Origin of the sequence: Okeania sp. SIO2B3, assembly GCF_010672525.1 — a bacterium.
Taxonomy (GTDB): Bacteria; Cyanobacteriota; Cyanobacteriia; order Cyanobacteriales; family Microcoleaceae; genus Okeania.
Map to the genome: position 1 here is coordinate 25214 of NZ_JAAHGH010000001.1, position 12932 is coordinate 38145.

A 12932-nucleotide genomic window follows, 5' to 3' on the forward strand; every position below is an offset into this window, starting at 1 on the left:
TATGTCCGTGCTCTTTCCTTCGACTATAAATAAACGACGGAGGAGTCAGGTAGGGGAGCCGTCGGATTGGCAATGTACAGTCCTCATGAGTCAGGAGGAAATAAAGAAGAAGTAAAGAGGAGGAGAAGGAGAAAGTTTTTTGATTGCTGGCGCAAAACTTTGTTAACGCGTAAGAGGAACGTAGTTCTATCACGCTCTTATCCGGACATGATATGACCCCTTACGACTAACGTTGTTGCGGGGTCGCATCCGCTTTTTCCCCTATTCTCGTTCCTGAATTTCCACAACTTGTGAGGACTGAAGACCGCAGTCAGAAGTATATACCCCCTGCAAAGAGACGATCAGGGGTTCTATAAATATCACTATATCTACAGGAATATCAATTTTCCGCCAAAACAATAGTGCAAATTATACCTATTTAATCACCGAAAAACTCCTTTCTACCTACTCTGTTGACTCACTCTTCCTGACACGTTCCTCCTGAGGACTGTGAAATCATACATTTATTCAGCAACGCCTGATTTTCCTTCCAAAAAATTAGGACTCATCAGATGAACCCTATTGTGATTAATATCAGTTACTTTCCTGCTATAACCATGAAGATTTTGATTCTTTGTTTTATGACTTGCTTTTTGCAATTGCTCTTGAGTTTTTTCGTCTAATTTAGTGTTTTGATCTATGAATATGCCAGTTAAGTCAGCATCACTTATATCAGTACACCACAATTGTGCAGCACAAAGATTTGCATTACTGAGATTAGTATTATTTAAACCGGCATGAGACAAGTTAGCACCATTTAGGTTAGCATTACTTAAATCTGCATCACTGAGAATAACTCCACTGAGGTTAGCGTTAGTTAGGTTAGCACCATTTAGGTTAGCATTACTTAAATCTGCATCTGTGAGATTAGCAGACGAAAGATTAACATCACTAAGGTTAGCTGAGGATAAATCTACTCCACTGAGGTTAGCACCAGACAAATCAACCTGACCCAGTTCAGCATGATTCAAGTTTGCGTAGGATAGATTAGCAACTGCCAAATCTGCACCTGTTAAATTAGCATTGCTAAGGTTAACATCTGTGAGATTGGCATTATTTAAACAAGCACCACCCAAGTCAACACCACTGAGGTTAGCATCTGTTAGTTTTGCATTCTTGAGATAAATACCACTGAGGTTAGCATCTGTCAGCACTGCATCTTGAAAATTGACAGGATTCAAATCAAGTCGCTTTTGCACTGAAGTAATAGCTGTTTCAATTTTACCAAAAAACTCTGGTTGAGGCAGACTCTCAACACGATTATTCAAAATTTGCAGATTTCTACTAATATGACCAAAGTTACTTTCTAAGGGTGCGATGGCAGCAGCTCTATCTTGTAGCTCCTCAATCGCTGAAACTGCCCAAGGTAAGCGTTGACTAATGATTTCTTTCTGCTGGCGTTCTAATGGATCTAAACGTTGAATGAATTGTTGTAGTTCAGTTGGTATTGACTCTATAGCTTCTTGTAATTTATGCCTTTGTTGCTGAGTTTGCTGCTCTAAGGTTTCCCTTTCAGCGACTAATTTTTGATTCAGCTGTTCTGTTATTACTTCTAATTTCTTTTGTTGTTCCTCAGTTTGAAGATTCAGTTTTTCTTGCAACTGAGATGTTTGACTATCAACTCTATCCACATCTTCTAAGAAGGTTTTCTGAATATCTGTAAGCGCCACTCTTTGTTCTTGTTGTTGCAATTTATCTAGCCGCTTTCTATTAGCTACACTTGCAGATAAGGCCAAAGTCAAAGGTGCTGCTGCGTATATTGCCTGCCCATAAGTAGCTGAAGCAATGGTTCCTAAAACTGAACCTGCTAGGCAGACATATTCACTTATATCTAACCAGTGTTGCTTGCTCATAATATTTTTTCCCTATTCTCATTTTTATACTACTTTTTTTCTAATTTAGCTAAAGTCTAAAAGACTACTTTCATCCTTCAAACCCTCGTCCCCTGAGAACTATGCTTTAATTTTCTATTTTTTGGAAGAGGTGCTTATATTGGTAATTCAATAGCAGAAATCTTGATAAAATACAATAGTTAGGCTTTACTGAAAAAGTCTTTTGGTGAAAGTGGAAGTTAAGATTCAGGTGTTAAGAAGTTAGCGATCAGAATTTATAAGCCAGTATACATGAGAATTACAGAGTATTTAGAAGGAAAAGTTGTCGGAATTTTTTTCGCCTTTGTCTGTTCAATATCTTCACATTTTTAGCTTTTCGCCTCTACAACCTTGCACTTTTTGTTGTGAAAAAAGCCTAAAGTATTTACAGATAAAGGTTTTAGACTTAATCAACCAGGTCTGGTTAAAGTTTTCGTGTCACAAGTATTGCAAAAAGTAGTATTTATTGTTATACTGTACCTTAAGTATTTAAAGTAAACTTTTTTTAATTATCAACCAAATATTTTATAATATCAAATCCGTTTAATTGGACATAAAAAAGTTCTTCAATCGTCATAACTACGCTCATCTTTGTGATTCTCTCTCCTCCTGATATCATGTCCGGTAGCATCGGTATTGTATAGCGAAGGTAAGGAAGAAGGAAGAAGGAAGAGGGAAGAAGGAAGAGGGAAGAAGGCTTAAAAGCTGGAAAAAACAAACGTAAATTTTTTGTAGATATTCACCCTTGGTTTTACACAAACAATACCAACGGACATGATATGACTCCTGATCTCTGCTGTATATTTTTTGGCGTTGGTGAAGCGCGTGTATGATATTAATCTTAATTACTCAGAACTCAGAACTCAGGAGGAAAGAAAGAAGAAGAAAGAGAAAGTTTTTTGGTCGCTTCAGCGGAACAGAGTTCTATGGGGCGTTGCTGAATTGAAGTATGAATGCGCGATTGTTTGGTTCTCGCCTTCGCCCCCGCGCATCCCCCATTCAACAAAAAGCGCAGCATCCTCTGGCTTCCCATCCTTCAAATGCGCAGCATCCTCTGGCTTTCCCCCTTCCCAAGGGGGACGGGAGGGGGATTAATAAGGGGGAACTTTTAGAGTTTTATTCCCCCCAAAATTGGGGGGAAAGGGGGGCTTGCATCATACCCAGAATCAGCAACGCCTTCTATGGCACTCTGCTCTAGATACGATATCATACCTCAAATCACCAACGCCTATTTTTTAATTTCTCCCCTACTCCTCTACTCCCCTACTCCCCTACTCCCCCGCTCCCCCACTCCCTTCCGTATCCGTGTATCCGTGGCATAATCGGTGTGAACCACTCCCCTACTACCAAAAACTACCAAGGACTACCCACCATAGTAAACCCTGCCCAATAATAGGGATGAGATAAATTTTGATTTTCAAACTTTCCTAACTCTGACGGTAATACCACTGCACCACGAGCTGCTGTTCCCCTTAACTGACCTTCTGTAATAACTACCTCTCCTCGTAACATTGCTAACTGTGCTTGTCGTAAAGCTTCTGCTTTAATCTTGGCATTATTTAGTTGGGTGTAAAATTCTGTCATCAATCCTAACGTACCTTCATCACTCACATACCACACACTCGCTAAGGCAGACTTTGCTCCTGCTGCGACTGCTAACCCGGCAAAACCTAACTCAGCATTTTTGTCACCAACAGCGGTACGACAAGCTGACAATACTAATAATTCTACTGGAGGATCGTTCCAACCTAATTCCCGTATTTCGTCTAACTGTAGTTGTTGGTTACCCCACAGTTGAATATAGGAATTGCTGATAGCACCAGGTCTAAATTCTGCATGAGTTGCTAGGTGAATGATCGGATAGGGATAATTTTGTCGTTGGTTTAGCAGGTTATTACGGGTGAAGTCTTGATTGAGAAATTGAGTACCTTTCCACAACTGTTGGGAAATAGTTTTTAATTCTACTGGCACTGCTGGTAAGGAATTGTGTTCGATAAACTCACTTGCTCCCATTGCTAATACTCGGGTATCTTGAATTGGGCGGTAGTTGATGTCCATTAAGCTGATACTGGGAATTAAACTGAGGCTGTATTTTTCGACGAGGAATTGTTCGCCATCGTGTAATGCTGCTACAGGTAATGTCCGTAGACCTTCATCCATACTGAATAGTAAGGTATCGATATTAGCTGCTTCTAATTCTGCTGATATGGGTCTAATGAGCCAATTGTACAATTTTTGTGCTGGTGGCAAATAGCTTTGAGTTTTGCGACGTGAGGGATTTGTGACTTGAACTCGTAATTGTAGGACAACTTCCATGAGTTGTTGGCGATTAGCTGCCGGAATAGTTTTGAGGATGGGGTCGCTGTCTGATGTATATAATACCAGTTGCAGTTCTTCTTGGTAAGCTGTGACATAGATAATTGCTGAGTTTTTGCCTGTTTCACGGGCGATATCTGTCAGCACTTCCCGGATATTTTTGATGGATATATTTTGAGTTGATGGGTCTTCTCCAAGGTGGTCGGTAAATTCATTGTTCCGATTTTGCTCTAAGGTTATCAACATCTGGGAGTTAGCAGCAACAGTTAAGGGAGTATTGTTAATAATATTGATGTTTTTTAAAGCTGTTTTGGTGTCGGTATTGATGTTGATTTGTTGGTGATCGCTATTTTTGTTTGGCAGATTAGGATTGTTTGTTGTGCTGATGGTACTGTTACTCTGTACTGACTGGATAATGTTAGTGGCGATCGGATTTGAGATTGGGTTGTTTGGCAAAATGTTATTTGTTGGGATGACTGGAGTTGTTGTTGGTTGCACTGGGTTTGCTGCTGGTGGGATGACTGGAGTTGTTGTTGGTTGCACTGGGTTTGCTGCTGGTGGGATGACTGGAGTTGCTTGTATCTGAGGTAATTGTTGTGGCAAAGTATTGCTTATTGGTATTGATGGAGGTGGACTAATTTGAATGACTTCACCAGTATTAAGTTCTCCACCTGGTAGGTTAATGATATTTGTTGTATTACCTATTGCTATTTGGTCTTGGGTAGTAATATTACCTGTTGCTTGATTATTAATACTGGCATTACCTTGGTTTGTTATCGCTGTTTGGTTTCCAGTGGTAATATTACCTGTTGCTTGATTATTAATACTGGCATTACCTTGGTTTGTTATCGCTGTTTGGTTTCCAGTGGTAATATTACCTGTTGCTTGATTATTAATATTGGCATTACCTTGGTTGGTTATCGCTGTTTGGTTTCCAGTGGTAATATTACCTGTTGCTTGATTATTAATATTGGCATTACCTTGGTTGGTTAGCGCTGTTTGGTTTCCAGTGGTAATATTACCTGTTGCTTGATTATTAATACTGGCATTACCTTGGTTGGTTATCGCTGTTTGGTTTCCAGTGGTAATATTAGCTCCTGCTTGATTATTAATACTGGCATTACCTTGGTTGGTTACTGCCGTTTGGTCTCCAGTAGTAATATTACCTGTTGCTTGATTATTAATACTGGCATTACCTTCTTCAGTAGTAGCAGTTTGGTCTCCAGTAGTAATATCGCCACCAGCTTCGTTATTAATATTACTATCACCAGTCGCACTATCAACAGTTTGGTCTCCAGTTTCAATATCCTCCCCTGCCTGAACATCAATACCTCCAGCATTTCCAGACTCAGAAATAGATTCCAAATCTTCAGTAGTAACCGAACCATCGGGAGCAAGAATTTCAACTGTTCCAGCCGCTTCTCCCCCTTCAGTGCTAACATTTGCAGTTCTAATATCCCCTTGAGTGCTAAAAGTATTTAAAGTAATATTACCACTGGTGCCATTGGGGGCGCGAGTCTGAATAGTCCCGGTATTAATACTACCGCTATTACTTTCAATACTTACATCTCCACTACCTGCATTGCCAAAAGATGCTACGTTATTAATATTGACAACACCACTAGCATTCAATTTTATCTCACCCCCAGTACCATCCTCAGCAGTAGAATAAGTAGCAATATGATTAATATTTAAGTCGCCGTTATTCAGAGTTTCGATAGATATTCGATCGCCTGCACCGTTAATAGCAGTGGAAAAAATTACACCCGTGTTAATATTGCCGTCATTGTTGGTGATATTAACAGCTCCGCTACTTTCCCCGCCAAAAGAACTAATATTGCTAGTGGTAATCTCTCCTTGACCCCGCTGAATAATCACAATATTGCCTCCAGTACCTTCTGGAGCGTAGGAACTCAGGTTTGCGCGTTCCTGCTCGAAGGTAGTCGCAACATCTTCTGAAGATACATCCGCATCAGTGGGAATATTTGCCTCTTCACCTAAAAACCCAACAGTAGTATCAATATTGCCATTAATTGTTTCCAAAGTAATATTACCACCTCTTGCTCCCGCACCGCTAAAGCTTTCGATAAAACCTGTAATAATATCTCCTGTGGCGCTGAGAATAACATTTCCACCTTCCCCTGTTTGGGAACTAGAGACTAACTCGCCAACACTGGTATCTATTGCACCATCTGTAGTAGTAATAGATATATTTCCGCCTGTACCACTACCTCCGGCAAATGATTCAATATTTGCTGTTTTGATATTGCTATTACCTGTAATAGTCACATCTCCACCATTACCATTACCTTCTGATTCTGAAAAAATCGTTTCTACTAGAATATTACCTGTACCGATAATCTCTATATTACCGCCGTCACCTGTTCTGGAAGAAGAAGCTAACTCACCATTGATAGTGTCAATACTACCTGTTTGACTTTGGATTAAAATATTACCACCACGACCTCTATTATCAGCGCGGGAGTCAATACCAGCAATATTAATATCGCCGTTACTGATAATACTAACATTACCTCCATTTCCTTGATTACTATAAGAAATGAGTTCCCCTTGAGTTGTTACGTTACCCTCCAAACTCTGGATGCTAATATCGCCCCCAGGACTACCTGTTTCTGACTCAACCTGAGACTGAGTAATGGTGGCGTTTTCTGTATTGTCTCTTGAGGGTGGAATATTTTCTGGGTCTCCTGCTAAAGAAATGATTTCACTTGTGGTAATATTACCTTTAGCTTCGATGCTAATATCACCTCCTTCTCCTTGACGAGAAAATGACTCTATGACTCCTGCTGTAGTATTTATTTCACCTTCAGCTATTAGAGTAATGTTACCCCCGCGACGTCCGCTATTTTCGACCGTATTAGAATTATCTGTTTGTTGTTGGTTTTCACTAGGTAAGATGGATGGGTTGTTATTTGAACCTCGTGGGTTGCCACTTGAGGAAAATATCTCACCTGTTATCAGATCGCCACTACTGGTAATAGTCACATTTCCACCATTTCCTGATTCTGACAAAGAAGATAATTCACCACCAGTTGTATCAATATTTCCCCCTGTACTTTCTAGAGTAATATTCCCACCTCGACCATTACCTTTTGAACGGGAGTTAATACTTGCTGTAGTCAGATCGCCACTACTGGTAATAGTGACATCTCCAGCAGTTCCTAATTCTGAGAAAGAAGATAATTCACTATTGTCAAAAGTGATGGTAACATTGACTTCTCCAGCATCTCCTGATTCTGAAAAGAAAGATAATTCACCACCTGTTGTATTAACTTTTCCTGTGATACTTTCGAGGGTAATGTTGCCACCCTGACCATTACCGTCTGAACGAGAGTCAATACTACCTGTGGTCAGATCGCCATTACTGGTAATAGTAACATCTCCAGCATCTCCTAATTCTGAAAAAGAAAATAATCTACCCTGACTGGTATTAACATTTCTGGTGATACTTTCGAGGGTAATATTGCCACCCTGACCATTACCGTCTGAACGAGAGTCAATATCACCTGTAGTCAAATTCCCATTACTGGTAATAGTAACATCTCCAGCATTTCCTAATTCTGAAAAAGAAGATATTCCCCGATCGCCGTTAGTGGTATCAATATTTCCATCTGTACTTTCGAGGGTAATATTTCCACCATTACCATTAACATCTGAACGGGAGTTAATATCACCTGTGGTCAAATTGCCACGACTTTTAATAGTTACACTGCCACCATTACCAGAAGTGGCAAAGCTATTTATTTCTTCTGTTGTAGTTACTGCACCTTCCGTACTTTCAATGCTGATATTACCACTGCTCCGCTCATTTATTTCTGTTTGTGTTAGGGGTGTGATATTACTATTATCTTCGGGGTTACCTGCTTGGGGGTCGCCAGCGGTAGAAAGAATTTGTCCTGTTGTAATGTCACCTTTAGCTTCCAGACTAATATTACCACCTGAACCTTCTCGAGAAAATGACTCTAACTTAGATTGATCGTTAGTTCCTGCGGTAGTATCAATATCTCCCCCTGCTTTCAGGGTAATATCTCCCCCATTACTGCTGCCACTCTGGTTTTGAGAATCTTCTGATTCTTCGACTTCATCTGTTCCGCGACCTGCGAAAGAAAGGATACTTCCTGTTTTGATATCACCCTGACTGGTAAGACTCACAGTTCCCGCATCACCCCTACGGGAAGAAGACCTGACTTCACCAGCACTGGTATCAATATTTGCACCTATACTTTCTAAAGTAATATTCCCACCTTGACTATTAGTTGAACGGGAGTCAATATTACCTGTAATCAAATTTCCGTTACTTGTGATGGCAACGTTTCCTGCATTCCCCTCCTCAGAAGCAGCAAATATTCCTGCTACATCTTGGTCTGTTCCCAAGGTTTCAATACTGCCACCTGTACTTTCAATAGTAATATCTCCACCCTGACCTGCTTGTGTCTGGGAATCAATATTACCTGTCTGAATATCGCTCAGACTTTTGATAGTTACACTTCCAGCATTTCCTGTTTGTGACCTAGACACTATTTCACCAACCGTTGTATCAACACTTCCATTTGTACTTTCGAGAGTAATATTGCCACCTTGACCACTGCCTTTTGAACGGGAGTTGATATTTGCTGTTTTCAGATCGCCACTACTGATGATAGTGACATCTCCTGCATCTCCTAATTCTGAAAAAGAAGATAATTCACTGCCTGTATCATCGTTACTTGTCTCAACATCTTCATCATTTCCTGTTTGTGACAAAGAAGCTATTTCACCACCTGTTGTATCAATATTTCCCCCTGTACTTTCGAGGGTAATATTCCCACCTTGACCACTACCGTTGGAACGAGAGTCAATATTACCTGTACTTAAATCACCATTACTGGTGATAGTCACATCTCCTGCATCTCCTAATTCTGAAAAAGAAGCTATTTCACCACCTGTTGTATCAATATTTCCCCCTGTACTTTCTAGAGTAATATTCCCACCTTGACCACTACCTTTTGAACGGGAGTCAATATTACCTGTACTCAAATCTCTATTACTGGCGATCGTCACATTTCCTGCATTTCCTGTTTGTGACAAAGAAGCTAATTCACCACCCGTTGTATTAATATTTCCACTTATACTTTCGAGAGCAATATTCCCACCATTGCCATTCATTGAATTGGAGTCAATATTACCTGTGGTCAAGTTCTCATTACTGGTGATGGTAATGTTTCCTGCATTTCCTTCTTCAGAAGCAGAAAATATTCCTGCAACTTCCTCATTCCCCATGGTATCGACAGTAACGCCAGTTGTATCAATATTTCCATTGGTACTTAAAAGAGTAATATTCCCTCCCTGACCATTTTGTGAAGTGGAGTTAATATTACCTGTAATCAAATCCCCATTACTGCCGAGGGTAACATTTCCAGCATCTCCTGTTTGTGATAAAGAAGATATTTCACCACTACTTGTATCAATTCCACCTGTACTTTCTAGAGTAATATTTCCACCTCGACCATTCAGTGAACTGGAGTTAATATTACCTGTACTCACATCTCCTTGACTATTGATAGTAATATTTCCTGCATTTCCTTTCTCAGAAGCAGAAAATATTCCTGCATCTGCTTCTACCTCAGTTCCCATAGTATTAATAGTAGCAACCCTAGTATCAACAGTACCACTTCTACTTTCAATAGTTATATCTCCTCCTTCACCACCACCTGTCCTTGATTCAATACTTTCAGTCTTAATATCTCCAAAAGCCTTGATAGTAATATCTCCAGCATTTCCTGCCTCGCCAACAGTATCTATTTCTGCGGTGATAGTTACTGCCCCTTCTGTGCTTTCAATACTGATATTACCACTATTGCCACTATTTATTTCTGTCTGTGTTGTTCTGGTAGTGTTATTATTTGCAGAGTCGCCTACATCAGGGTCGCCAGCAGTGGAAAAAACTGCCCCTGTAGTAAGATCGCCTTTGCTGGTGATGCTGATATTACCTCCATTGCCTAGACTAGAAAATGATTCCAGGACTCCTGCGCTAGTATCAATAATACCTTCTGCTGTCAGGGTAATATCTCCTCCACTACCGTTTGCACTCTGAGTTTGATTTGAGTCAGTGTTATTTGTCTCGAATGGTGATGAATTTGTTAAGTCTCCGTCTGCATCTAATGGTTCACCTGCGGAAGAAAAGATATCTGCTGTTTTGATATCGCCATTACTGGTAATACTGACATTTCCTGCATTTCCTCTAACTGAAAAAGACGCTAATTCTTCGCTACTGGTATCAACATTACCACCTGTGCTTTCGAGAGTAATATTCCCTCCATTACCACTACCCTCTGAACGAGAGTCAATATAGCCAGTTTTTAAATCGTTCTCACTGGTAATTGTTACATTTCCACCATCACCATCAAAAGAAGCAGAAAATATTTCCCCCGCAGTTGCATCAACTTCACCACCACTATTTATGGTAATATTTCCACCTCTATCATTACCCATGGTAGAAGCATTAATATCTCCTGTTTGAATATTGCCATCAGCAGTGAGCGAAATATCGCCACCTGTAGTTGATTCAGAATTTGACTTAAGTGTGGTTTGAGTAGTATCAATATTCCCAGTACTAGAAATAGTAATTTTTCCTGGTTGCCTGTCAGGAACTGATGTAGATATTTCTTCATTCGCAGTGAAATTCCCATCAATATTTAGTTCAATATTACCGCCTTCTCTAGTAGAAATTCCTGTTACTTCTTCGCTAACTCCACCAATGGTTAAATCACTTATTGAGTCAATAAATATTCCTTGTTCCCCTGTCAATACTTCTAAATTATTTACATCTATTCGCAAAGGTGTTTCAGCTAAACCTACTCCACCAGAATTTTGAGTTTCAAATATTGCTCTATTAGCAGTAATTAAAGAATTAGGAGAAACTTGTCTAATATTGCCTTGGTCAGCATTGATGAATAGTTGACCAGTAGTAGTTAAATTAGCCAGATTTATATCGCCATTTGTACCTAAATTTCCTAGTCTAATTGTAATATCGCCACTACCAGAATTTAATGTTGTACCTTCTCTTTGATTAATTGAACCTGCTCCTTGGTCGCGATTATTAATATTTGCACTATTGTCGTTACCAAATAGAGAAATATTACTATTGCTTTGAGATGTATCTATATCTGCATTTATATTAATATTTCGTCCGGCTTTTAATTCTATTGCATCTGAAGTTTCTATTGGTTCATTAACTGTTATATCATTATCCGCTTGAAGAATTATTTCACCCTCTAATTCTTCTATTTCTTCTACAGAAAATGTGACATTATCATCTTCATTTTGCTCCGGTGGTTCGTTGCTACTTTCTGATTCTCCTATATTAATATTTTTAGGGTCAAATAATATTGTTCCTGTTTCTCCAAATGCTGCCGCAACATTAACATTTCCATCAAATATTAATTGTTCTTTTCCAGAGATTTCAACAAAGCCTCCATCACCAGAAAAGTTTCCGCCTTTAGCACTAATATTCCCGGCAAAATTAGTCGTCTTATCCGACCAAATTATGACTTGACCGCCATCTCCATTATTAATAGCATCAGCAGAAATAGTTGAGTTATTGTTAACAAAAGTTTGCTGAGAATTGGGAACAATTCCATTACCTTGAAAGTCGCCTCCAATTAATATTTTGCCCCCTCCATTGAGACCATTGGCACTAATATTAGCATCGATAACTGCCACGCGATCGCCCAATACATTCACCTGTCCCCCAATACTTCCATTGGAGGTATCTGATACATTAATATTACCAGAGGCTATCGCTACTCCTGCTGTATCGGTCAATTCCAAATTACCCTGAGCATTCATAACCACAGATGAGGCGTGATGTATGTCACCACCTGTTAATAATTCTGGTAATGACGTTGGTGTAATAGACTGTCCTGATAAATTATTAGAAGTAGGTGATACATCTAAACTCAACAGATGGCCTGGTTGAGATATTCTTAATGTATCTCCACCATTAACTGCAGCGATGGTGATATTACCTCCTACCGTAGATAATTCACCTGTGTTGATAACCGTACCACCTGCTAAAGTTAAATCTTGTCCAGGATTTAAACTTAAATTTCCTTCGTTAACTATTACGCCTGGGTTTGAGACATTAAAATTGTAGCCACTGGGGTTGCCTACTAAATTTGAGTAGTCATTTGTTCCCATTGCCTGAAACCAGAAATTATTACTGTTGAAACCTATACCTGTGGCAGTAGTAACGCTGAAGGAAGCGGGAATATTGAGACTCGCATTAGGGCCAAACATGACTCCGGCAGGGTTCATTAAGAAAAGGTTGGAGTTACCACCTATAACTTGAATTAAGCCATTAATTATAGAAGGGTCTCCACCTGTAATTCTGCCAAGAATATTACGGGTATCTGGGGTGGAGATGAAGTTGGCGGTTTGACCGGAGTTGAGGTTAAATTTACCGAAGCTGTGAAAGAGGTTAGTGCCGTTATGAGTACCGCCTTGAATATTAAATTGATTGCCGTTTTGATTTACAGTCGTTCCTGTACCGTCATTTGCCGGAGTAATAGGTTGACTATGAGCAGGAAGAGCAACTGTTCCCAATAGAGACACGAAGCTTATCAGAGGACAAAGATGTAATGTGATTAGTTTCATATTATGAACTGAGAGTTAACGGTAAAACTCACAAATATAATTATTATTAAC

At 39.7% G+C, this 12932-nt stretch carries 2 protein-coding genes; both read right to left on the reverse strand.

Annotated elements, in window-relative coordinates:
• Window positions 1–503: 503 nt before the first annotated feature.
• Window positions 504–1892 (reverse strand): pentapeptide repeat-containing protein, encoded by a 1389-nt coding sequence (locus F6K15_RS00110; protein WP_293055514.1) that lies wholly within the window; start codon window positions 1890–1892, stop codon window positions 504–506.
• A 1371-nt stretch (window positions 1893–3263) separates the two neighbouring features.
• Complete coding sequence (locus F6K15_RS00115) at window positions 3264–12881, reverse strand: CHAT domain-containing protein (RefSeq protein ID WP_293055517.1); 9618 nt, start codon at window positions 12879–12881, stop codon at window positions 3264–3266.
• Window positions 12882–12932 lie beyond the last annotated feature (51 nt).

Bases quoted from the DNA above. Each gene is read 5' to 3' on its own strand.
- F6K15_RS00110 (WP_293055514.1), bottom strand. From the start codon at position 1,892: ATGAGCAAGCAACACTGGTTAGATATAAGTGAATATGTCTGCCTAGCA.
- F6K15_RS00115 (WP_293055517.1), bottom strand. From the start codon at position 12,881: ATGAAACTAATCACATTACATCTTTGTCCTCTGATAAGCTTCGTGTCT.